Annotated in this window: 19 protein-coding genes, 3 tRNA genes and 1 pseudogene; 14 read left to right on the top strand and 9 right to left on the bottom strand. The window is 74.9% G+C overall.

Going from position 1 to position 22,520, the window contains the following annotated elements; genetic code table 11:
* Position 1 precedes the first annotated feature (1 nt).
* From AC02VZ_RS01305 to AC02VZ_RS01290, 4 genes and pseudogenes are all read left to right on the top strand, one after another.
* Positions 2-934, top strand: coding sequence for a hypothetical protein (locus tag AC02VZ_RS01305; RefSeq protein WP_476474275.1), 933 nt, complete (start codon positions 2-4; stop codon positions 932-934).
* Positions 931-1,152, top strand: a pseudogene (locus AC02VZ_RS01300) (Trm112 family protein); the annotation flags it as partial. The gene AC02VZ_RS01305 and the pseudogene AC02VZ_RS01300, both read left to right, overlap by 4 nt.
* 104 nt (positions 1,153-1,256) lie before the next feature.
* On the top strand, positions 1,257-2,087 hold the full coding sequence (locus tag AC02VZ_RS01295; protein ID WP_432054385.1) for an FkbM family methyltransferase: 831 nt from the start codon (positions 1,257-1,259) through the stop codon (positions 2,085-2,087).
* Complete coding sequence (locus AC02VZ_RS01290; protein WP_476474274.1) at positions 2,053-2,682, top strand: hypothetical protein; 630 nt, start codon at positions 2,053-2,055, stop codon at positions 2,680-2,682. Before AC02VZ_RS01295 ends, AC02VZ_RS01290 begins: the two co-directional genes overlap by 35 nt.
* On the opposite strand, the gene AC02VZ_RS01285 is transcribed toward AC02VZ_RS01290, so the two are convergent.
* Positions 2,630-3,535 carry an ATP-grasp domain-containing protein gene (locus AC02VZ_RS01285; RefSeq protein ID WP_476474273.1) on the bottom strand — a complete coding sequence of 302 codons (906 nt, stop codon included), beginning with the start codon at positions 3,533-3,535 and terminating at the stop codon, positions 2,630-2,632. The genes AC02VZ_RS01290 and AC02VZ_RS01285 overlap by 53 nt on opposite strands.
* Positions 3,536-3,893: 358 nt before the next feature.
* Between AC02VZ_RS01285 and AC02VZ_RS01280 the strand changes: the two genes are divergently transcribed.
* The 4 genes from AC02VZ_RS01280 (at position 3,894) to mreB (ending at position 9,600) form a co-directional block, all read left to right on the top strand.
* Positions 3,894-4,952, top strand: a complete 1,059-nt coding sequence (locus tag AC02VZ_RS01280) for a 2,3-butanediol dehydrogenase (RefSeq protein ID WP_432054388.1) — start codon at positions 3,894-3,896, stop codon at positions 4,950-4,952.
* 298 nt (positions 4,953-5,250) lie between these two features.
* The gene (locus AC02VZ_RS01275) at positions 5,251-6,705 is read left to right on the top strand and encodes an acyl-CoA synthetase (RefSeq protein ID WP_432054389.1); all 1,455 of its coding nucleotides are present in this window, start codon (positions 5,251-5,253) and stop codon (positions 6,703-6,705) included.
* Positions 6,698-8,191, top strand: coding sequence for a carboxyl transferase domain-containing protein (locus AC02VZ_RS01270; protein WP_476474272.1), 1,494 nt, complete (start codon positions 6,698-6,700; stop codon positions 8,189-8,191). Before AC02VZ_RS01275 ends, AC02VZ_RS01270 begins: the two co-directional genes overlap by 8 nt.
* Positions 8,192-8,562: 371 nt before the next feature.
* Positions 8,563-9,600 carry a rod shape-determining protein gene (gene mreB, locus AC02VZ_RS01265; protein ID WP_432054391.1) on the top strand — a complete coding sequence of 346 codons (1,038 nt, stop codon included), beginning with the start codon at positions 8,563-8,565 and terminating at the stop codon, positions 9,598-9,600.
* 42 nt (positions 9,601-9,642) lie between these two features.
* Here the strand turns inward: mreB and AC02VZ_RS01260 are convergent, their stop codons facing one another.
* Entirely contained in the window at positions 9,643-10,602 is a 960-nt protein-coding gene (locus AC02VZ_RS01260) for an anti-sigma factor RsbA family regulatory protein (RefSeq protein ID WP_432054392.1), read from the bottom strand.
* Complete coding sequence (locus tag AC02VZ_RS01255) at positions 10,599-10,952, bottom strand: STAS domain-containing protein (protein ID WP_432054393.1); 354 nt, start codon at positions 10,950-10,952, stop codon at positions 10,599-10,601. Before AC02VZ_RS01255 ends, AC02VZ_RS01260 begins: the two co-directional genes overlap by 4 nt.
* 201 nt (positions 10,953-11,153) lie before the next feature.
* Between AC02VZ_RS01255 and AC02VZ_RS01250 the strand changes: the two genes are divergently transcribed.
* Together AC02VZ_RS01250 and AC02VZ_RS01245 are read left to right on the top strand one after the other, a co-directional pair.
* Positions 11,154-11,840 (top strand): ANTAR domain-containing response regulator, encoded by a 687-nt coding sequence (locus AC02VZ_RS01250; protein ID WP_432054394.1) that lies wholly within the window; start codon positions 11,154-11,156, stop codon positions 11,838-11,840.
* A 121-nt stretch (positions 11,841-11,961) separates the two neighbouring features.
* Positions 11,962-12,111, top strand: coding sequence for a hypothetical protein (locus AC02VZ_RS01245; RefSeq protein WP_432054395.1), 150 nt, complete (start codon positions 11,962-11,964; stop codon positions 12,109-12,111).
* A gap of 315 nt (positions 12,112-12,426) precedes the next feature.
* On the opposite strand, the gene AC02VZ_RS01240 is transcribed toward AC02VZ_RS01245, so the two are convergent.
* The 4 genes from AC02VZ_RS01240 to AC02VZ_RS01225 all read right to left on the bottom strand — a co-directional run bounded on the left by AC02VZ_RS01240 (position 12,427) and on the right by AC02VZ_RS01225 (position 13,150).
* Positions 12,427-12,702 carry a hypothetical protein gene (locus AC02VZ_RS01240; protein WP_432054396.1) on the bottom strand — a complete coding sequence of 92 codons (276 nt, stop codon included), beginning with the start codon at positions 12,700-12,702 and terminating at the stop codon, positions 12,427-12,429.
* 42 nt (positions 12,703-12,744) lie between these two features.
* Positions 12,745-12,821: transfer RNA gene (locus tag AC02VZ_RS01235), tRNA-Ile, on the bottom strand.
* A 178-nt stretch (positions 12,822-12,999) separates the two neighbouring features.
* A tRNA-Asn gene (locus AC02VZ_RS01230) sits at positions 13,000-13,072 on the bottom strand.
* Between the two features lie 5 nt (positions 13,073-13,077).
* Positions 13,078-13,150 (bottom strand) — tRNA-Asn (locus tag AC02VZ_RS01225).
* 173 nt (positions 13,151-13,323) lie between these two features.
* Between AC02VZ_RS01225 and AC02VZ_RS01220 the strand changes: the two genes are divergently transcribed.
* The 4 genes from AC02VZ_RS01220 (at position 13,324) to AC02VZ_RS01205 (ending at position 18,967) form a co-directional block, all read left to right on the top strand.
* A complete protein-coding gene (locus AC02VZ_RS01220; protein ID WP_362089342.1) occupies positions 13,324-13,629 on the top strand; it encodes a YtxH domain-containing protein in 306 nt (101 codons plus the stop codon).
* Positions 13,630-13,733: 104 nt separating this feature from the next.
* The gene (locus tag AC02VZ_RS01215; protein ID WP_476474271.1) at positions 13,734-15,191 is read left to right on the top strand and encodes an FGGY family carbohydrate kinase; all 1,458 of its coding nucleotides are present in this window, start codon (positions 13,734-13,736) and stop codon (positions 15,189-15,191) included.
* A gap of 114 nt (positions 15,192-15,305) precedes the next feature.
* Complete coding sequence (locus AC02VZ_RS01210) at positions 15,306-17,039, top strand: ABC transporter ATP-binding protein (protein WP_476474270.1); 1,734 nt, start codon at positions 15,306-15,308, stop codon at positions 17,037-17,039.
* A complete protein-coding gene (locus tag AC02VZ_RS01205; RefSeq protein WP_476474269.1) occupies positions 17,039-18,967 on the top strand; it encodes an ABC transporter ATP-binding protein in 1,929 nt (642 codons plus the stop codon). The genes AC02VZ_RS01210 and AC02VZ_RS01205 overlap by 1 nt, the downstream gene beginning before the upstream one ends.
* Before the next feature lie 82 nt (positions 18,968-19,049).
* Here the strand turns inward: AC02VZ_RS01205 and AC02VZ_RS01200 are convergent, their stop codons facing one another.
* Positions 19,050-20,390 (bottom strand): RNA polymerase sigma factor, encoded by a 1,341-nt coding sequence (locus tag AC02VZ_RS01200; protein ID WP_476474268.1) that lies wholly within the window; start codon positions 20,388-20,390, stop codon positions 19,050-19,052.
* A 175-nt stretch (positions 20,391-20,565) separates the two neighbouring features.
* Positions 20,566-22,497, bottom strand: a complete 1,932-nt coding sequence (gene dnaG / locus AC02VZ_RS01195) for a DNA primase (RefSeq protein WP_432054400.1) — start codon at positions 22,495-22,497, stop codon at positions 20,566-20,568.
* Positions 22,498-22,520 lie beyond the last annotated feature (23 nt).

The raw sequence follows: 22,520 nt of genomic DNA, 5'->3' as shown, positions 1-22,520 counted from the left end.
GATGTGGTGGGGAGTGCTCGCGGCCCTGTCGGCGAACGTGCTGTACAGCGCCGGCTTCGTCCTGGAGAAGCGGGCGCTCGGCGCGCTGCCCGAGGTGTCGGTCCGCCGGCCCGCCCGGCTGCTGCGGCTGGTGGTCGGCAGCCCGTTGTGGCTCGCCGGCTCGCTGGCGCTGGCGGCCGGGTTCGCCGCCCAGCTCGCGGTGTACGCCACGCTGCCGATCGCCGCCGCGCAGGGCATCTTCGTCTCCGGCCTGGTGCTGCTGGTGCTGCTGTCCTCGCGGCTGCTGGGCGAGGAGACCAGCGGCCGGGAGCGGTACGCGCTCGGCGCCATCCTGCTGGCGCTGCTGATGGTCGTGCTGTCGCTGCGGGAGGGCGGCGCGGACGCCGACACGGTCGGCCGGGACGCCCCCTACCCGGTGATCCTGCTGGTGTGCCTGCCCGCGCTGGCGGCCGGGGTGGGGCTGTACGGCTCGGCCGAGCGCAACGCCCGCCGCCGGCACCGGCTGCCGACGACCGGCGTGGAGTACGGCGTGGCCGTGGGCCTGCTCTACGGCGTCAGCTCGCTGGCCATCAAGGGCGTGTCGAGCCACCTGGCGACCGGTGGGATCGCCGGCGCGGTACCCGGCCTGCTCGGCTCGCCGTACCCGTATCTGCTGCTGTTCACCGCGGTGTTCGGCCTGGTGATGTCGCAGGCGGCGCTCCAGCGCTGCCGGGCCTCGCTGGTCGTGCCGGTGTGCACGACCGTGTCCTGCCTGTTCACCGCCGTGCTGGGCACGCTCGCGTTCGGCGAGGAACTGCCGGACGAACCGCTGCGGCTGGCCCTGCGGGTGGCGGGCACGCTGCTCGCCGTCGCGGTGCTGCTCGCCATGCCCAAGCACGACACCGCCGCCCCGTCCCCCGCCCCCGCCCCCGCCGAGGAGTTGACCCCGCCGTGAAAGCCGACGACCCGCTGCTGAGGATCCTCGCCTGCCCGCTCGACAAGGGCCCGCTGGACCTGCTCGCCGCCGACGACGGCGGCGAGGAGGCGCTCTACAACCCCCGGCTGCGCCGCCGCTACCCCATCGTCGACGGCATCCCGCAGCTGCTGCCGTCCTCCGGGGAGCAGGTGTCCGCCGAGGAGCACGAGCGGATGCTGCTGACCCGCGTGACCCCGGGCGGGGACGCCGACGGGCCGGAGGACGGCGACGGTGGGGAGGCCGCCGGCCCCGGCGACGGGGGTCCCGACGGCGGGGCCGGCGCGCGCCCGGGGGCCGCCCCGTGAGCGACCGCACCGTGGCCGCGCGGCTGGCGTCCGTGCTCCCCGACCGGGTGGTGGCCGCGGCGGCGCGGGCGGTCTACCCGCGCTTCGAGCCGGAACTGGCCCGGCTGTCCGACCTGTGCCCGCCGGACTGCGGCACCGCCGTCGACGTGGGCGGCTGGTACGGCCCCTGGACGCACCGGCTGGCCGCGCGGGCCCGGAGCGTGGTGACCGTCGAACCGGTCCCCCGCCTGGCGCGGCTGCTCGCCGCCACCGCCCCGCCGAACGTCGAGGTGGTGCGCGCGGCGGCCTCCGACCGGCCCGGCGTCGCCCGCCTGTGGCTGCCCTCCGGCGACCGGGGCGAGCGGGGCGTGTCGTCCCTGGTGCGGCGGGACATCCACGACGACGCCCTCGACGTCACCTGTGTCGCCCTGGACGACCTCGGTCTGCGGGACGTCGGCTTCGTCAAGATCGACGTGGACGGCAACGAGTCGGCGGTGCTGCGCGGCGCGACCGGCGTCCTCACCCGTGACCGGCCCGCCCTCTTCGTGGAGCTGGAGGCCCGCATCCAGCCCGTCGCCCCGGTCGTCGCCCAGCTGTCCGAGCTGGGCTACGACGGCTGGGTGCTGCCCGCCGGCGCCTGGGTGCCGCTGTCCCGGTTCCCGCTGGAGGCGCACCAGGCGCGCTCCTGCCACGTCGCCACCCACGGGCTGCTCCGCCGGGTGCTGCCCGCGGGCCTGCGGGGACCCCGCTACGTCAACTCGGTGCTGTTCCTCCCGGACGGGCGCCGCCCCGGCGCGGGCCCGATGCGCGACGATGGTGCGCGTGCCGACCGGACGACGCCCCCCTGAACCGTTCACCCCGCTGCACTTCCAGCTCGTCCTGCTGCGCCGGATGGCGGACCACAACCCCGATCTCGTGGAGGACGCCCGGCGCGCCCTGGGCGCCTCCGCCGCCGACCTGCGGGAGGCCCACCGGCGCTGGCAGGCGATGCTCCGCTCCCCCCGCCCGCGCCCCCACGGCCCGGAACGGCGCGAGGGGGCCCTCGTCCGGTCGGTGCTGGGCGCCCCGGAGTCCCGGACCCCGCGCCGGGTCGGCGACCTGGACTGCGAGGCGTGGCAGTGGCCGCTGCCCCTCTGGCCGGACCTGCGCTTCGAGGTGCTGACGGCGCCCGGCGGAGCGGTGTGGAACCAGTGGCTGGTGCGCGCGCCGGGCGCCGCGCCGCCCGACCTGCGCACGGTGGCCGACCTGACGCCCTGGTCCTGCACCGTCGAGGAGGCCGCCCGCGCCTTCGCCCCGGCCCGCCCCCTCCAGGGCTCCGCCCCGACCCGCTGGGGACTGGCCCTCACCGCCCCGGACGCGCACGGCGCGCCCCGCGAGGTGGTCGCGGAGTTCACCTGGGGCCTGCTCCAGCGGATCGCGGTCGGGGACCCTCGGCGGCCCTGACGATCGCGGCCGTCACCGACGGCAGCGAGGCGGGGTGCAGCCACAGGAACAGGTTGGGCTCCACCAGTTCCAGTTCCATCACCCGGGGCCGGCCGTCCGCGCCGTCCACCAGGTCGACGCGCGCGTACAGCAGCTCCGGCGCCCCCGGCACGGCGGCCAGCGCCCGCTCGGCGACCTCGCGTTCGGCCGCGTCCGGCGTCCAGGGCGTCAGGCCGGGGTGCGCGGTCTTCCGGGCGTCGTAGGGCGTACCGGGCCGCAGGACGGCGCCCTTGCGGGAGGCGTGCAGCAGGCGCCCGCCGAAGAACTGCAGCGCCCGCTCGCCGGTCCGGTCGATGGCGGTGACGTAGGGCTGCACCATCGCGGTGTACCCCTCGGCGTGCATCCGGCGCAGCTGCCCGAGGGCCGTGGCGTGCTCGTCCGGGGCGTACCGGGCGGCGAGCCGGGCGCCCGCGCCGGAGGTGGGCTTCACGACGAACGCGTGCCCGGCGGGCAGGTCCGGCGGGTCGCCGGGTGCCAGGTAGCGGGTGGGGACGACGGGCACGCCGGCCGCGGCGAGGTCGCCGAGGTAGCGCTTGTCGGTGTTCCAGCGGACCACGTCCGCCGGGTTGGCCAGCCGGGTGAGCCGGCCGCAGCGCTCGGCCCACGCCGTGAACTCGGCGGCCCGCCAGCTGTAGTCCCAGGTGGACCGGATCACGGCGAGGTCGAAGGCGGCCCAGTCCACCGCCGGGTCGTCCCATTCCACCGCGGACGCCCGCACCCCGGCCCCGGTCAGCTCCCGCACCAGGACCGGCAGGTCCGGGTCCTCGGCGATCCCGGGCCGGGGCCGGCACGTGACGAGGGCGACTCGGGGCACGGCGTACTCCTGGACGGACGGGCCGGACACCGCACGGGGACGACGTAGGGGACCGGCGGACGGAGGGGCGGGCGGTGACGGGCGGGAGCTACCGGAAACGGCGGACCCGGGGGCGGACGCACGGTGACCGGCGGGGTCCGCGCACGCCGGGCGGCACCTGCCCGGCGGCCGTCCGGTGGAGGGCGGCCGTCCGGCAGGCTAGCAAGCGCCCCCCGCGCCCCTCACGCCCCCAGCACCCCCGGAGCGCCGCCGACCGCCCCGCCTCCCACGTGTCGCCCCGCCCCCACGCGGGTACCCGGCGCGGCGACCGGGCACATCGGCGCCCGCGGTGTGCCGTCGGCTCGGAAGGGAGCCCGCCATGAAGGCCGCGCGCTACTACGGCATCGAGGACATCCGCATCGACGACGTCCCGGAACCCGAGGTCCGTCCGGGGACGGTGAAGATCGCCCCCGCGTGGACCGGCATCTGCGGTTCCGACCTGCACGTCTACTTCGGCGGTCCGGTCAGCCCGATGCCGACGGCGGGACACCCCCACCCGCTCTCCGGCGAGGAGCCGCCCCTGGTGTTCGGGCACGAGTTCTCGGGGACCGTGGAGGAAGTGGGTGACGGGGTGGAGGGCCTGGCGCCCGGGGACTCCGTGGTCGTGGAACCGCTGCTGGTCTGCGGGGAGTGCTTCGCCTGCCGCGAGGGCCGCTACAACATCTGCGCCAAGCTGGGCTTCATCGGCCTCTCCGGCGGCGGGGGCGGCATGTCGGAGCACATCGTCGTCGAACGGCGGTTCGTGCACCCCGTCGGTGACCTGCCGCTGGACCAGGCGGCCCTGATCGAGCCGCTGAGCGTGTCCGCGCACGCGGTCCGGCTCTCCGGCGCGGGCGAGGGCGACGTGGCCCTGGTCGGCGGCGCCGGCCCGATCGGCCTGTTCACCGCGGCCGTGCTGAAGGCCCTGGGGGCGACGGTGATCGTCAGCGAGATGAGCGGGCAGCGCAAGCAGAAGGCCAAGGACACCGGGGTCGCCGACCACGTCCTCGACCCGGGCCAGGAGGACGTCGCCGCCCGCGCGATGGAGATCACCGGCGGCAAGGGCGTCGACGTCGCGTTCGAGTGCGCGGGCGTCCAGCCGGTCCTCGACACGCTCCTGCAGGCGCTGAAGGTCGGCGGACGGCTGCAGGTCGTCGCCCTGTACGGGGACAACCCCACGCTGGACACCATGGCCCTGCTGTTCAAGGAGATCGAGATCCAGGGCAGCATGGGGTACGCGGACGACCACCCGGCGGTGATCCGCATGGTCCAGGAGGGCCGCATCGACCTCAGCCCCTTCATCACCCGGCGCATCCCCGTCGAGGACCTCGCCACGGAGGGCATGCGACGGCTGGTGGACCACAAGGACGAGGAGGTCAAGATCCTCGTCCACCTGTAGCCGCCGGACGCCTGGACGCCCCGGGAACGCGTCGGCGGCGGGCGCCCGGACGCGCGTCGGGCCGGACGCCCGGGTACGCGTCGGCGCGGGACGGCCGGTGAACGCCGGGCCCGGTGCCGCGTGCGGAGCACCTCCCGGACGAGGGCTCCCGGCGGGCGCATGCGAAGCCGCCCCGGACGAGGACTCCCGCGCCGGATGACGCCGGATGCCGAGCACCCCCCTGGGTAGGACCCCTGCGGTACTGCCCAGAATCACCGGTACCGCCCGTCACCGGCCACCGACCCGAGGAGTCCGACGCGTGTCCAGTCTTTTCCCCGCCCTGACCGGCGCCCCGGCGGACCGGCCCGCCCTGCGGTTCGGCGGATGCTCACTGACGTACGGGGACCTCGCCGCGGCGACCGGCGCCGTCGCCGGCGGGCTGCGGACGGCGCGGCGGGTCGCGGTGTGGGCCACCCCCGCACCGGAGACCGCGGTCGCCGTCGTCGGGGCGCTGCGCGCCGGGGCGGCCGTGGTGCCGTTGAACCCGGCGTCCGGTGACCGGGAACTCGGGCACATCCTCGCCGACAGCGCCCCCGACCTGGTGCTGGCCCCGGCCGGTGCCGACCTGCCCGGCCCGCTCGGGGACCTGCCCCGCCGCACGGTCGACGTCACGGACCGCGCCCCGCACGGCCCCCTCCCCGGGGACGACGCCGACGGCGAGGACCCGGCCCTGGTCGTCTACACCTCCGGCACCACCGGCCCGCCCAAGGGCGCCGTGATCCCCCGCCGGGCCGTCGCCGTGACCCTGGACGCGCTGGCCGACGCCTGGCACTGGACCGGCGACGACGTGCTGGTGCACGGGCTCCCGCTGTTCCACGTGCACGGCCTGGTGCTGGGGGTGCTCGGCCCGCTGCGCCGGGGCGGATCGCTGCGCCACCTGGGCCGGTTCACCACCGAGGGCGTGACCCGCGAGCTGTCCGACGGCGCGACCATGCTGTTCGGGGTGCCGACGATGTACCACCGGATCGCGGAGGCGCTGCCCGGCGACCCCGCGCTGGCCGGGGCGCTGGCCGGGGCCCGGCTGCTGGTGTCCGGTTCCGCCGCGCTGCCCGTGCACGACCACGAGCGGATCGAGAAGGCGACCGGGCGCCGGGTGATCGAGCGGTACGGCATGACGGAGACGCTGATGAACACCAGCGTCCGCGTCGACGCCCCGTCCCGCCCCGGCACGGTGGGGGTGCCGCTGCCGGGGGTGGAACTGCGGCTGGTGGAGGAGGACGGCTCACCGGTGACGGCGGCGGACGGGGAGAGCGTCGGCGAGATCCAGGTGCGCGGCCCGCACCTGTTCACGGAGTACCTCGACCGCCCCGACGCGACCGCCGCCGCCTTCACCGCCGACGGCTGGTTCCGCACCGGCGACATGGCGGTGCGCGAGGACGACGGATCGGTGCGGATCGTCGGCCGCAAGGCCACCGACCTGATCAAGAGCGGCGGCTACAAGATCGGTGCCGGGGAGATCGAGAACGCCCTGCTGGAACACCCGGGGGTGCGGGAGGCGGCGGTGACCGGGGAACCGGACGCCGACCTGGGCGAGCGGATCGTGGCGTGGGTGGTCCCGGCCGACCCGCAGACCCCGCCCGGCCTGCCGGAGCTGGCCGATCACGTGGCCCGCCGGCTGGCCCCGCACAAGCGCCCGCGGGTGCTGCGGCTGCTGGACGCGCTGCCGCGCAACGACATGGGGAAGATCATGAAGCGGGCGCTGAGCCGTGACTGACCGTCTCCCGGCCCGCGCGGTCCTCGCCCTGGTCGCCGACGACTTCGCCGACCTCCCCGCCCCCGGGGGCCGGTCCGCGCCCGACGGCCCGCTCGGCTGGTCCGGCTACGGTTCCGCCCGGGCCCGCGCCGCCGAACGCACCGGCGAGGTCGAGTCGGTGGTCTGCGGGACCGCCCGGGTGGCGGGCACCCCGGCCGTGCTGATCGCCTTCGAGTTCGGCTTCCTCGGCGGGTCGCTCGGCGAGCGCACCGGCGACCTGCTGGTCGCGGCGTACGCCCATGCCCGTGAGCACCGGCTGCCGGTGGTCGCGCTCGTCGCCACCGGCGGCAGCCGCATGCAGGAGGGCATGCTCGCGCTCACCCAGCTCCAGCGCGTCGCCCGCGCCTCCGCGCTGGTCCGCCGGGCGGGGCTGCCGCAGATCGCGGTGGTCCGGGACCCGACGACCGGGGGCGGATGGGCCACCCTCGGGGCGGGCGCCGACGTGGTCCTGGCCCTGCCCGGGGCCCAGGTCGGCTTCGCGGGCTCCCGGGTCCGGCCACCGGACGCCGACCCGGCCGCCTACACCGCGGAGGCGCAGCTGACGGCGGGCGCGGTGGACGCGGTGGTCCGGCCGGCGGACCTGCGGGACACCCTGGGCGGGTGGCTGCGGCTGCTGACCTCGCCCTCCGCCGAACCGGCACCGCCGCCCGCCGCGCTCGGGACGGCCGAGCCGCCCGCCACCGGCTGGGAGGCGGTGCTCCGCGCCCGCTCCCCGCACCGCCCGCGCGCCACCGCCTACCTGGACGCCTACTTCTCCCGCCGGCTGCCGCTGACCGGCGACCGTGCCGGGGGCGCGGACCCCGGGGGCATGCTGTGCGGTTTCGGCACCCGCTCCGGGCGCACGGTCGCCTTCGCCGCACAGACCGGCACGGCGACCCGTCCGGCCGGCTACCGCACCGCCGCCCGGCTGATACGGCTGGCGGACCGGCTCGGCATCCCGGCGCTGACCCTGGTGGACACCCCGGGTGCGGCCAACGACGCGGCGGCGGAGCGCGAGGGCGTGGGGGCGGCCGTCGCGGACCTGTTCGCAGCGGTGGCCGAGGCCCGCACGCCGGTGACCACGCTGGTGATCGGCGAGGGCGGCTCCGGGGGCGCCCTCGCCCTGGCCGCGCCCGGCCGGACCTGGGTGACGCCGGACGGCTACTTCTCGGTGATCGCGCCGGAGATGGCGGCGGCCATCCTCAAACGCCCCTGCTCGGAGGTGGAACTGACGGCGGACCAACTCCGTCTCCGCCCGCAGGACCTGGTGGACCTGGGCGTGGTGCGCGGGATCGTCGCCCCCGACGCCGCCGACCCCACCGGCCCCACGGACGCCACCCACGCGGCCCGCCCCGCCGACGACACCGGCGCCGCCCCGGGGACCTCCGAGACCCCGGAAGCCCCTGAACCCCCCGGCGACCGAACACGCGATCACCCGTTCCCCGGAACAGGTGATCGTCGCCCGTAAGAGTGCATGGGGCACGCATCGTTGACCATACTCACGGTGTGCCACCGACGGGCTGCAGACCGTGGTCGGCGCAGGTCCCATTCGTGCTTCACCGCAAGGAGACACCGCACTCATGAACGTTCTCACCGACGTCCTCGCCGGCCTCGTCCACCTCGTCGGCTGGCTGGTCTGACGTCCGGAGGAATCCGCCCGCGGCGCCGTCTCCCCGTCCCAGGGAGGCGGCGCCGCCGCGTTCCCCGGCGCGCCCGCCCCCCGTTCGGCGGCCCCCCGCCCGGCCCCCCACAACGGGCGGGCGCCCCCGCCGCCGCGCACGATGCTGCAGAGGTCCGTCGCCCGGCGGGCCACGAGGTCCGCACTCGGGAGGATCTGCCGTGACCGCCAGTCTGGAGCAGTTGCGCCGCTGCCACTTCGCCGTCGACCTCGGTGCGGCCCGCACCCGGGTCTACGTCAAGGGCGTCGGACTCGTCGTCGACCAGCCGTCCGCCGCCGCCGTCAACACCAGGACCGGCGCGCTGATCGCGGTCGGCGAGCTCGCGGAGAAGATGACGGGCCGCACACCGGGCTACATCCGCGTGGTGCGGCCGGTGTCCGGCGGCACGGTCGTGGACATCGAGATGGCCCAGCGCATGCTGCGGCACCTGCTCGGCGACAAGATCCGCCGCACCCTGCGGCGCAAGCCCCGGCTGCGCGCCGCCGCCTGCACCCCGCACGACTCCGACCCGCTGGCCCGGCGCGCCGCGACCGAGACCCTGGTCGGCCTCGGCGCCCGCAGAGTGGAACTGGTCGACACCCTGATCGCCGCCGCCGTCGGCTGCGGCCTCCCCGTCGAGCAGCCCGAGGCGACCATGATCATGGTCTGCGGGGCGGCCGCCACCCAGGTCGCGGTGCTCTCCCTGGGCTCCATCGTGACCGCCGAACGCATCCCGGTGGGCGGCGAGGCCGTGGACCACGCGATCGTGCAGCACCTGCGCCACCAGCACGAACTGATGCTGCCCAGCCAGTCCGTCCGGCCGCTGCAGATCGCCCTGTCCGGCAACGGCCTGACCCCGCAGGGGCCCGACTCCACGGAGATCCACGGCCGGGACGTCGCCACCGGCCTGGCCCGCTCGGTCACCATCGACACCGCGGCCGTGCGGCAGGCCATCCAGACCCCGCTCACCGCCGTCCTGGACGGCATCGGCAAGGTGCTGCGCGCCTGCCCGCCCGACCTGGTGGCCGACCTCGCCGACCGCGGCATCATGATGGTCGGCGGCAGCGCCCTGCTGCCCGGCCTCGACCAGATGCTGCGCGAGGCGACCGGCATGCCCGTGCACATCGCCGAACGCCCGGACGTCTGCGCTGTACAGGGCCTCGGCGCCATGCTGGAGGGCCGGATCGCCCCGCTGGTGCTGGACCCGCTGGCGGGCTGACACCGCCGCCCGCGCCCGGGCCCACGCGGAAGCCCCCGGTGCTCAGCCGGTGAACCAGCACCGCACCGTGGTGCCGTCCACCGCCGTGTGGACGCGCACCAGGTCGGCGATCAGATGCACCATCAGCAGCCCCCGCCCGCCGCGCTGGTCCCGGCTCGCGGGACGGCGGCCGGCCAGCGGATCGGTGAACCGTCCCCCGTCACGCACCTCGCACACCACCCGGCCGTCCTCCGCCCAGACCCGCAGCACGCCCGAACCCCCGCCGTGCACCACGCTGTTCGTCGTCAGCTCGGCGGTGGCCAGCGCCAGGTCCTCCAGCGGCATCCCGGTCAGCCCGAGCCGCCGGCCCTCGTCCGAGGCGGCGTGCCGGGCCGCCGTCAGCGTCTCCGCGACGAACGGGAAGACCATCGCCTCCGGCGCCGGGGGCAGCTCCTCGTTGGCACGGGCCACGGCCTCGTCCGGCGCGTACGCCGGACTCGCCACGGGCGTCCGGCCCCCCGCCGGAATGACGACCGGGTGGGTGGCGTGGGCGTCGGCCAGCGCCCGCGCGGACAGCGTCGTCACGTCGTACGGGCACAGAATCGTCACTGCGCGGCCCCGGAAGGCGGCGTTGATCAGCGCTTCGTGCTGGACGCAGGCCGGGTACTCGAGGGCGGACCGTCCCGCCCAGACCGGCTCGCCGACGATCCGCACCCGCCGCCCGTCCGCCTGTGCGTCGGCGAAGGCGTGCAGCACCCGGGGGAGGATGCGGCCCGGGTTGCGCCCGGCCTCCCGCATGTCCAGCAGACGCACCCGCTCCGCGTCGCCGCCGAGCGCGTCCCGGATCAGCGCCAGGTTCTCCCCGGGCACGGCCACCGCGACCGGCTCCCCGGCCGCCAGGCCCTCACGCACGAAGGACACGGTGCCGTCCAGGTACGCATCCCGGCCCTCGTAGAGGAGGGCAGGGTGCCGGAAGGGGTCCGGGCCCGCGGTCGGCCCGGCGGTCTCGGCCGCGGCAGTCATGACATCGACACCTCGATCGTCGGAAGGTCCGGCCAGAACAACTCCAGCACCCTGCGCAGCGCCTGCGGCGGCCGGTGCACCACGAACCGCCGGCCGTCACCGAGCCGCCCCGCGGCGGCCGCCAGGGCCCCGGCCCCCGCCACGTCGACGAAGGTCACGGCGGACAGCTCCAGGCAGTACACGGCGTCCCCCTCGCGCACCGCCCGGTCCAGCACGTTCTCCCAGACGGCCCGGGTGGCCAGACCGACCTCCCCGGCGGCGCGCACCCCCGTGCGCCCGTCGAGGGGACGGACCGTCAGGACGGGCCCCGGCGTGCCGGGCCCGCTCGGCGTTCGCTGGTGAGTGCCCAACACCCGTCTCCCCACACTCCTGGACCAGAGCAGGTCTGCCCCGCCGGACCCGGGTGCAATCCCCCGCCCGGTGTGTAGCGAGCCGCAGGGTGGGCAGGCGCACCGCAGTGCGACCGGGACCGCGCGCAGCCCACCGCCCGGTTCCGACAGCGGAAGGACGAAGGGCCGACGACCACCCACGAGTACCGACAAGGCGGTGACATGACCTCCGCGGCCACCCCGCCCCCTCTCTCGGGCAGGCTCAACACCCTGGTCATCGGTGGACACACGGACGCCGGGGGCACCCTGCTCACGCCCCGGGGCGAACTCGTCGAGGGCTGCGCCGACGTCCTGGCCGAGACGCTGGACGCGCTGCCCGCCGACGTCACCCGCGTCGACCTGGACATGAGCGGCGTCCACTTCATGGACACGGCCGGGCTCCGCTTCCTGGACGTGCTGCGCGCCTACGGCCACCGCCACGGCGTCCCGACCACCGCCACCTGCTGGAACGGCCAGCCGCGCCGCATCCTGGAACTGGCCGGCCTGGACACCACCGACCCGCTGCGCACCCCCGCCCCCGAGCCGGTGCCCGAGGACGGACCCACCACCTCCGCGGTGGCCCTGGAACGCGCCGAGCAGCTGCACGTGCTGCGCGCCGAGGTCGAGCAGCTGCGCCAGGCGATCGTCTCCCGCCCCGTCATCGACCAGGCCCGCGGCATCCTCATGGCCACCCACGGCTGCACCTCGGACGAGGCGTGGCACATCCTGCGCGAGGCGTCCCAGCTGTCCAACACCAAGCTGCGCACGGTCGCCGCCGCCCTCACCGCCGGCGCCGAGGCGGAGGGCACGCCGCCGCCCCCGGCGGTCCGCACGGCCCTCGCCCGGGCGGTGGCGCGGCGCCGCCCCTGACCGCGGGAAGCGGGCCCCGGGTGCGCCCGGCCGGTTCGGGGTACCCGGTAGCGGCCCTGCGGGGACACCCCCGTCCCCGGCGGACGGACGCGGTCCCCGACCCGTGACCAGGAGGCAGCCGATGAGCATCACCGAGCCCCCCACCCCGTCCCAGGCCGAGGGCGAACGCGACGACGACGACCGCCCCGGCGCCGAGGCATCCCCGCCGCACCCCACTCCGTCGCAGGCCGAGGGCGAGCGCGACGACGACGAGGAGACGCCCCCGGGCTGAGCGCCCGGTCCCGCCGTCCGCCCGGCCGCCCGACCGCCCGGCCGCCCCGTGCCACCGCAGCCCGTCGGCAGTGCGCCGACGGGCTCGACGGGTCGCGCGGCCGGGAGCGGCGCAGGCGGGGTCGGAGCGGCGCGGGCGGGGTCGGGGGGCGCCGTGAGGTCCCGTCGGATGCGCCTCCCGGACGCGACCGGGCCGCCCGGGGTCCGTCGCGGCCCGCGGGCGACGGCCGGTCACCGGCAGAGGCCGCGAGGCCCGAGAGACCGCAGGGCGTGAGACCACAGGCCGTGAGTCCGCGCGGTGTCACGGCCCGAGGCGTCAGAGTCCGCCGGCGTAGGCGAGGAGGAGGACGAGCGGGCCGAGCACCGCCACCGTGCCGGTCACGAGGCCGACGGCGGGCAGCGCCCGCCTCCCGGCCCCGCTGACCAGGCCGAGGACGCCGAAGGTGACGGCGAGTGCGCCGGCCAGGATGCCGAAGAACGCGAGGAAGAAGGCGAGGGCCAGTCCGAGGAGTCCGAAGAAGAGGGAGACGGGCCCGTAGAGGGTGGCCGGGCTCTCGGTGCCACCGCTGGTCATCTCGGATCCCTCGTCCATGGAGCGTCCGCGCACCGGAAGCGTCCGCTCGCGAACCTGCGCTGGTGGGGCGGGTGGGACTCGAACCCACGGCCGACGGATTATGAGTCCGTTGCTCTAACCGGCTGAGCTACCGCCCCATAGCGGCGTGTCGCGTACATGCGTACGCGCCGTCTGCCGCAGCATAGCCGCTCATACGATCTCCTGCTCCGGCTGGTCGGCAGCGTGCGGCCCTGCCGACCATGAGGACTGCCCCGCGTGGTGAACGGTTCCCCCGGGCATGAAAAAGGACCCCTGCGGGGGTCCTCGTTCAGCATGCTCCCCCGACTGGACTCGAACCAGTAACCTGCCGGTTAACAGCCGGCTGCTCTGCCAATTGAGCTACGGAGGACCGAGCTCCCCCGACTGGACTCGAACCAGTAACCTGCCGGTTAACAGCCGGCTGCTCTGCCAATTGAGCTACGGAGGAATGCCTCGTTGCATCGAACGTACCTCCCTGGGTATCCGCCAGGGGGCGCGCGCTCGCTGCGACACATACATTAGCGCAAGCAGGGGGGTGCTCCGCCAATCGGTACTCCCCGGCGCCGTGCCGCACGAGTCCGACGCTGACACGCAGACCTACACAAGGGAAGGGTGGCCGCCATGCGGTACCGGCTCACGTTCGTCGCCGGAGTCGTCCTGGGGTACGTGCTGGGCACGCGCGCCGGGCGGGAACGCTACGAGCAGCTGAAGAAGTCCGCCCAGCAGTTCGCGCAGAACCCCGCCGTCCGCAACACCGCCGAGACGGCCGCGCAGCAGAGCCGCGAGTTCGCCGGCAAGGCGTACCACGTGGTCAGCGACCGGGTCGGCGACCGCATGCCGGACTCGGTGGCCCAGCGGGTGCGCACCCTGCGCGAGCGCAGCACGCACGGCCCCGCCGAGGACGACTGGGGCACCAGCAACACCTGACCGTGTCCCCCGGCGGGCGCCGGAACGGCGCGGCCGGCACCGTCCCCGCACCCGGACGGCTCCCTGGGCCGCCCCGGGTGCGGTGATACGGCAGAATTTCGGCCATGGGGATAGTCGCCGGGTTGGACAGTGCACCCGATTTCACTCGCATCGTGGTCTGTGACGCGGACACCGGAGTCGTGCTCAGGCAGGGCTACGCGCCGCATCCGGTGGAGAGTCCCGACGGTCACCGCCCCTCCGACGTGGACCCGCAGGCCTGGCTGCTGTCGCTGGGCGAGGCGGCGGGCGGCGGGCTGCTGGAGGGCGTCCAGGCCATCGGGGTCTCCGCGCAGCAGAACGCGCTCGTCCCGCTGGACTCCCAGGGCAACACCGTGCGGCCCGCCATGGTCGGCGGCGACAAACGGGCCCAGGTGGCCGCGGCCGACCTGGTGGACGCGCTCGGCGGGCGCGAGGCGTGGGCGCAGGCGGTGGGCTGCGTACCGCAGGCCGCGCAGCCGGTGACCAAGCTGCGCTGGCTGGCCCGCACCGAACCCGACAACGCGCTGCGCACCGCCGTGGCGCTCCAGGCGCACGACTGGCTGGTGTGGCAGCTGCTGGGCCGGCCGGTGCGGCGCACCACCGACCGCGGCGGCGCCTCCGGCACCGGCTACTGGGCTGCGGCGACCGGCGGCTACCGTCCCGACCTGGTGGAGCTGGCGCTCGGGCACCAGGTCCTCCTGCCGGAGGTGATCGGCCCGGCCGAGGCGGCGGGCGCGACCCCGGAGGGCCTGCTGATCTCGGCGGGCACCGGCGAGACGATGGCGGCGGCCTTCGGACTGGGCATCGGCCTGGGCGACGCGGTGGTGTCCCTGGGGGCCTCCGGGTCCGTGATGGCGGTGCACCCCGAGGCGCTCTACGACCACACCGGCATGATCACCGCCCTCGCCGACGCGACCGGCATGCACCTGCCGGTGGTGACCACGCTGAACGCGGTGCGCACGCTGCGCGGGACGGCGGAGCTGCTGGGGCTGCCCGACCTGGAGAGCCTGTCCGACCTGGCGATGAAGTCGACGCCGGGCGCGCACGGACTGGTGCTGCTCCCCTATCTGGAGGGCGAGCGCACCCCGAACCTGCCGCACACCGCCGGGACCCTGGCCGGGCTGCGCCGGGAGTCGATGAAGCCGGAGCACCTGGCGCGGGCCGCGTTCGAGGGGATGCTGTGCGGGCTCGCGGACGCGCTGGACGTGCTGCGCGGCCGGGGCGTGGAGGTGCGCCGGGTGTTCCTGCTGGGGTCGGTCGCGGAGCTGCCGGCCGTGCAGGCGGCGGCGCCCTCGCTGTTCGGGGCGCAGGTGATGGTGCCGCAGCCCGCGGACTACGCGGCGATCGGCGCGGCCCGGCAGGCGGCCTGGGCGCTCGGCGCCTCGCAGGGCACCCTGGATCCGCGGACCCCGCCCGTGTGGCAGGGCGCGGCGGCCCAGGTGCTGGATCCGGGCGAGGAGCTGGCGGTGGGCCAGGCGGTGCGCCAGCAGTTCGTGTCGGTGCGGGAGCAGAGCCACCCGGGGGCGTTCGGCGGTCAGCGGTGAGGAGCCGGGCGGTAAATCGGTTGAGGTAACGCGGGTGGGGTGCACGACGATGGGCCCACGGGCGACGTCCCGTGCCGCCCCGCGCCCCCGCCGACCCCTGCCGAAAGAAGCAGCGTGCTCATACGACTTCTGCGGACCTTCCTCGGGCCCTACCGCAGACCCATCGCCCTGCTGGTGCTGCTGCAGTTCCTGCAGACCAGCGCCACGCTCTACCTGCCCACCCTGAACGCCGACATCATCGACGAGGGCGTCGTCCGGGGCGACACCGGTCACATCGTGCGGTACGGCGCCGTGATGCTCGTCGTCTCGCTGGTGCAGGTGGGGTGCAACATCGGGGCCGTGTACCACGGCGCCAGGACGGCGGCGGCGGTCGGCAGGGACGTGCGGGCGGCCGTGTTCGACCGGGTGCAGTCCTTCTCGGCGCGGGAGGTCGGTCACTTCGGCGCGCCCTCGCTGATCACCCGGACCACGAACGACGTCCTCCAGGTGCAGATGCTGGTGCTGATGGCGTTCACCCTGATGGTGTCGGCGCCCATCATGTGCGTGGGCGGCATCGTGATGGCGCTCGGGCTGGACGTGCCGCTGTCCGGGGTGCTCGTCGCGGTGGTCCCGGTGCTCGGGATCTGCGTGACGCTGATCGTGCGGCGGCTGCGCCCGCTGTTCCGGACCATGCAGGTGCGGCTGGACACGGTGAACCGGGTGCTGCGCGAGCAGATCACCGGCAACCGGGTGATCCGGGCGTTCGTGCGGGACGCCTACGAGCGGCGGCGGTTCGGCCGGGCCAACACCGAACTCACCGACGTGTCGCTGGCCACCGGCAACCTGCTGGCACTGATGTTCCCGGTGGTCATGACGGTGGTGAACCTGTCGTCGATCGCGGTGGTCTGGTTCGGCGCGCACCGCATCGACAGCGGCGGGATGCAGATCGGTGACCTGACCGCCTTCCTGGCGTATCTGATGCAGATCGTCATGTCCGTGATGATGGCCACCTTCATGTTCATGTCGGTGCCGCGCGCGGAGGTGTGCGCCGAGCGCATCCACGAGGTGCTGGACACCTCGTCGAGCGTGGTGCCCCCGGCCGCGCCGGTGACCGAGCTGCGCCGGCACGGGCACCTGGAGCTGCGCGGGGCGGGTTTCCGCTACCCGGGCGCCGAGGAGCCGGTGCTCCGGTCCGTCGACCTGGTGGCCCGGCCGGGCGAGGTGACCGCCGTGATCGGGTCCACCGGCAGCGGCAAGTCCACCCTGCTGGGGCTGGTCCCCCGGCTGTTCGACGCGACCGCCGGGGAGGTCCTGGTCGACGGGGTGCCGGTGGCCGACCTGGATCCGGCGCTGCTGGCCCGGACGGTCGGCCTGGTGCCGCAGAAGCCGTACCTGTTCGCGGGGACGGTGGCGACCAACCTGCGCTACGGCAACCCGGACGCCACCGACGAGGAACTGTGGCACGCGCTGGAGGTGGCGCAGGCCGCCGGGTTCGTGGCGGCGCTGGAGGGCGGGCTGGACGCGCCCGTCGCGCAGGGCGGGACGAACGTCTCCGGCGGGCAGCGGCAACGGCTGGCGATCGCCCGGACCCTGGTGCAGCGCCCGGAGATCTACCTGTTCGACGACTCCTTCTCGGCGCTCGACTACGCGACCGACGCGGCCCTGCGGGAGGCGCTGGCGGCGGAGACCGCCTCGGCGACCGTGGTGATCGTCGCGCAGCGGGTGTCGACCATCCGGGACGCCGACCGGATCATGGTGCTGGACGGGGGCCGGGTCGTCGGCACCGGCCGCCACCACGAGCTGATGGCGGACAACGAGACCTACCGGGAGATCGTGCTCTCCCAGCTCACGGAAGCGGAGGCGGCCTGATGGCGGGGCCCGCGGGGCGGATGGCGGCCGGGGGCGGACCCGACCAGCGCTCGATGGACTTCACGGGGTCGTCCAGGCGGCTGGTGGCCCGGTTCCGGCCGGAACGCCTCACCCTGTACGCGCTGCTGGCGTGCGTGGTGCTGAGCGTCGGGCTCAGCGTGGTGGGGCCGAAGATCCTCGGCCGGGCCACGGACCTGGTCTTCGCCGGGATCGTCGGCCGGGACATGCCGTCGGGGCCGTCGAAGGAGCAGGTGCTGGACGGCATGCGGGAGCGGGGCGACGGCGATGTCGCGGACATGCTCCGCAGCACCGACTTCACCCCGGGCCAGGGCATCGACTTCTCCGCCGTCGGGCAGGTGCTGCTGCTCGCCCTGGCGGTGTTCCTGGGCGCCGGGCTGCTGATGGCGGTGGCGACCCGGCTGGTGAACCGGGCCGTGAACCGCACCATGTTCCGGATGCGCGAGGACGTGCAGGGCAAGCTGTCCCGGCTGCCGCTGTCCTACTTCGACCGGCGGCAGCGCGGCGAGGTGCTCAGCCGCGCCACCAACGACATCGACAACATCGGGCAGACGCTCCAGCAGTCGATGGGCCAGTTGATCAACTCGGTGCTGACCGTCCTCGGCGTGCTGGCCATGATGTTCTACGTCTCCTGGATCCTGGCGCTGGTCGCGCTGGTGACGGTGCCGCTGTCGTTCGTGGTCGCCACCCGGGTCGGCCGGCGGTCGCAGCCGCACTTCGTGCAGCAGTGGCGCAGCACCGGCACGCTCAACGCGCACATCGAGGAGATGTACACCGGCCACACCCTGGTGAAGGTGTTCGGCCGGCAGGAGGAGTCGGCCCGGCGGTTCGCCGAGGAGAACGAGGCCCTGTACGAGGCCGGGTTCCGGGCGCAGTTCAACAGCGGCATGATGCAGCCGCTGATGTTCTTCGTGTCGAACCTGAACTACGTACTGGTGGCGGTCGTCGGGGGTCTCAGGGTGGCCTCCGGTTCCCTGTCCATCGGGGACGTGCAGGCGTTCATCCAGTACTCGCGGCAGTTCTCGATGCCGCTGACCCAGATCGCGTCCATGGCGAACCTGGTGCAGTCGGGGGTCGCGTCGGCGGAGCGGGTCTTCGAACTGCTCGACGCCGAGGAGCAGCGGGCCGACACCGAACCGGCGGAGCGTCCGGCGGTCCTGCGCGGGCGGGTGGCGCTGGAGCACGTGTCGTTCCACTACGACCCGGACAGGCCGCTGATCGAAAACCTGTCGCTGACGGTGGAGCCGGGGCGGACCGTGGCGATCGTCGGCCCGACCGGAGCGGGGAAGACCACCCTGGTCAACCTGCTGCTGCGGTTCTACGAGGTCTCGGGCGGGCGCATCACCCTGGACGGGGTGGACATCGCGCGGATGACGCGGGACGAGCTGCGCGCCGGGATCGGCATGGTGCTCCAGGACACCTGGCTGTTCGGCGGCACCATCGCGGAGAACATCGCCTACGGCGCCGCGCGGGAGGTGAGCCGCGAGGAGATCGAGGAGGCGGCCCGGGCCGCGCACGCCGACCGGTTCGTCCGCACCCTGCCCGACGGCTACGACACGGTGATCGACGAGGAGGGCAGCGGGGTCAGCGCCGGGGAGAAGCAACTGATCACCATCGCGCGGGCGTTCCTGTCCGATCCGGTGATCCTGGTGCTCGACGAGGCGACCAGCTCGGTGGACACCCGGACCGAGGTGCTGATCCAGAGGGCGATGGCCCGGCTGGCCCACGGCCGGACGTCGTTCGTCATCGCGCACCGGCTGTCGACGATCCGGGACGCGGACATGATCCTGGTCATGGAGGACGGCGCGATCGTCGAACAGGGCACCCACGAGGAGCTGTTGACGGCCGGCGGCGCCTACGCCCGCCTGTACCGGGCCCAGTTCGCCGAGGCGGTGGTGGAGGTCGAGTAGGGCGGGCTCCGGCCCCGGCGTCCCCGCCTGGGGTCCCCGGAGGTCTTGAGGGACTCTTCGGGGGCCTCCGGGGCGGGCGGTCTCAGTCGAGGTACCCCCGGAGCTGGTCCGCGAAGGCGTGGTCGCGCAGTTTGCCGAGGGTCTTGGACTCGATCTGGCGTATGCGTTCGCGGGTCACGCCGAAGATCCGGCCGATCTCCTCCAGGGTGCGCGGGCGGCCGTCGACCAGTCCGTATCGGAGCTGCACGACCTTGCGCTCCCGCTCCCCCAGCGTCGACAGGACCGCCTCCAGGTGCTGCCGCAGCAGCAGGAACGCGGCGGACTCCACCGGGCTGGCGGCGTCCCCGTCCTCGATGAGGTCGCCGAGGGCGACGTCGTCCTCCTCGCCGACGGGCGCGTGCAGCGACACCGGTTCCTGCGCGAGCCGCAGCACCTCGCCGACCCGCTCGGGGGTGAGGCCGAGGTGCGCCGCGACCTCCTCGGGCGTCGGCTCGTAGCCCCGTTCCTGGAGCATCCGGCGCTGTACGCGGACCACGCGGTTGATCAGCTCCACCACGTGCACCGGCACCCGGATGGTGCGGGCCTGGTCGGCGAGCGCGCGGGACATCGCCTGGCGGATCCACCAGGTGGCGTAGGTGGAGAACTTGTAGCCGCGGGCGTAGTCGAACTTCTCCACGGCGCGGATCAGTCCGAGGTTGCCCTCCTGGACCAGGTCGAGCATGGTCAGGCCGCGGCCCACGTAGCGCTTGGCGACGGAGACCACGAGCCGCAGGTTGGACTCGATCAGCCGGCGCTTGGCCATCCGGCCCATGACGACGAGCCGGTCCAGGTCCAGGGCGAGCCGGCTGTCGAGGTCGGGGGTGAGCCGCAGCTTCTCCTCGGCGAACAGGCCGACCTCCACGCGCCGCGCCAGCTCGACCTCCTCGGCGGCGGTGAGCAGCGGGATGCGGCCGATCTCCCGCAGGTACTGGCGGAATAGGTCGGAGGTGGGACCGCCGGTCTCGGCGCGCGCGGGCGGCGGCGCGGTCTCCTCGGGTTCCGCCGGCTCGGCGGCCTCGGGCGGGTCCGGTGCGTCGAGCTCCGGCTCGGGCGGGGGCGGCGCGTCGAGCTCCGGCTCGGGCGGTTCGGCCGGGGAGGTGTCCGGTTCCGCCGTGGGCCGGTGCCCGGCACGGCCCGCCGCGGGCACCGCCAGGAGCAGGTCCGCGTCCGGCCGGGGGGCGGCCGGGGCCGGGCCGGTCTGGGTGAGGGTCCGGGTCTGCACGGGGGCGACCTCCTGGGTGATCGCTGCCATGGAGGGCGGCAGCGGTACTTCGGGGGCGGAGTCGGCGGCCTCGCCGCGGTCCGTCCCGTACGCGAGGAGCACGACCGCGGGGGTCCGGGAACCGTCGGGGACGGGCCGGCCGCGCTCCGAGGACTCAGGCACCGCCCCCAGTGTGGGGTACGACACATCGTCCTCACGAGGGGCGTGCGATGACTTTTTGCGACCGGCCCGTGACGGGCGGGTGACCGGCGCCGCCCGGAGCGGGCCGGGCGGTCGGGCGCCGGCCCGCCGGGCGCGCGCCGGCGGCCCCGGGCGGGAGGGCCCCGGCCTGGAGGGACTACAGCGCCGCCGCGCCGTGTTCCCGCAGGGACTGGTCGTACTGCTGGAGGACCCACAACTCGTTCTGCACGGCGGTGAGTTCGGCCGGGTCGGCCTGGGTGCCGAGGCGGGTGAGGCGGCTGGTGATGTCCCGGATGCGGCGTTCGACGGCGCGGCGGCGGACGGTGACCAGCTGGGCGCCCGCGTAGGTCTCGTCGACCTCCTTGACGCCCCGGTGCAGCAGGATCGCCTCGACCGCCAGCTCGGTGACCATGGCGCGGACGGTGTCGTCGGGGGCGGCGTCACGGACCCGGATCAGGTACTGCTGCGGGTCCTGCGTGCCGTACTCCGCGCCCCCGGCGTCCAGGATCGCCTGGCGAACGGCCGCGTAGGGCGGGGCGGTGAACTCGTCCACGCCGTACGCGTCGAAGGCCGGGGAGACCAGCTCGGGGCGCTGGAGGGCCAGCTTGAGCAGCTCGCGCTCGGTGGCGAAGACGGGGTTGCGCAGGTTGAGGGCGGGGCCGCGCGGTCCGGCCGGGGCGGCGGCGTACTGCTGCGGGGGGCCGCCGTGCTGCGGGCGGCCGGGCCGCTCGGGGGCGGGCCCCTTGCCGCCGCGGTCGCGGGCCCAGCGGGCCAGCTGGGCGACCCGCCGGACGACGAACTGGGTGTCGAGGATGCCGAGCATGCCGGCGAGCTGGACGGCGACCTCGTGCTGGGCCCCGCTGTTCTTGATGCGGGCGACGACCGGCGCGGCCTCGTCGAGGGCCGCGGCCCGCCCGGCCGGGGTGTCCAGGTCGTAGCGGCCGACGATCTGGCGCAGCGCGAACTCGAACAGCGGGGTGCGGGGTTCGGTCAGGTCGGCGACCGCGTCGTCGCCCTTGGCGAGGCGCAGGTCGCAGGGGTCCATGCCGTCGGGGGCGATGGCGATGTAGGTCTCGGCGGCGAACTTCTGGTCGTCCTCGAAGGCCCGCAGCGCGGCCTTCTGCCCGGCCGCGTCGCCGTCGAAGGTGAAGATCACGCGGGCGCTGCCGTTGTCCATGAGCAGGCGGCGCAGGATCTTGATGTGGTCGCCGCCGAAGGCGGTGCCGCAGGTGGCGATGGCGGTGGTGACGCCGGCCAGGTGGCAGGCCATGACGTCGGTGTAGCCCTCGACGACGACGGCGCGGGAGGACTTCGCGATGTCCTTCTTCGCCAGGTCGATGCCGTACAGCACCTGGGACTTCTTGTAGATCGCCGTCTCGGGGGTGTTGAGGTACTTGGGGCCGTTGTCCGCCTCGTACAGCTTGCGGGCGCCGAAGCCGACGACGTCGCCGCCGATGTCGCGGATGGGCCACATCAGCCGGCCGCGGAAGCGGTCGATGGGCCCGCGGCGGCCCTCCTGGGCGAGGCCGGACAGGACGAGTTCCTTGTCGCTGAAGCCCTTGCCGCGCAGGAAGCGGACGAGGTGGTCCCAGCCCTGGGGGCTGTAGCCGACGCCGAAGTGGACGGCGGCGGCCTGGTCGAAGCCGCGCTCGGCGAGGAAGACCCGGCCGGTCTCGGCCTCCGGGGAGCCGGCGAGCTGCTCCGCGTACCACTCGGCGGCGATCTTGTGGGCCTCGACCAGGCGGATCCGCTCGCCGCGCTGGTGGGCGGGGTTGTAGCCGCCCTCCTCGTAGCGCAGGGTGATGCCGGCCTGGGCGGCGAGGCGCTCGACGGCCTCGGAGAAGGAGAGGTGGTCGACCTTCATCACGAACGTGATGGTGTCGCCGCCCTCCTGGCAGCCGAAGCAGTGGAACAGCCCCTTGCTGGGGCTGACCTGGAAGGACGGCGACTTCTCGTCGTGGAAGGGGCACAGGCCCTTGAGGTTGCCGCCGCCGGCGTTGCGCAGCTGGAGGTACTCGGAGACGACGGCGTCGATCGGGACCGCGTCCCGTACCGCCTTCACGTCCTCGTCGTTGATCCGTCCAGCCACACCGCGAGTCTACGGTGCCCGGC

Source organism: Streptomyces sp. 3-6 (assembly GCF_056323165.1).
This window is presented reverse-complemented; position numbering and strand designations above follow the sequence as displayed.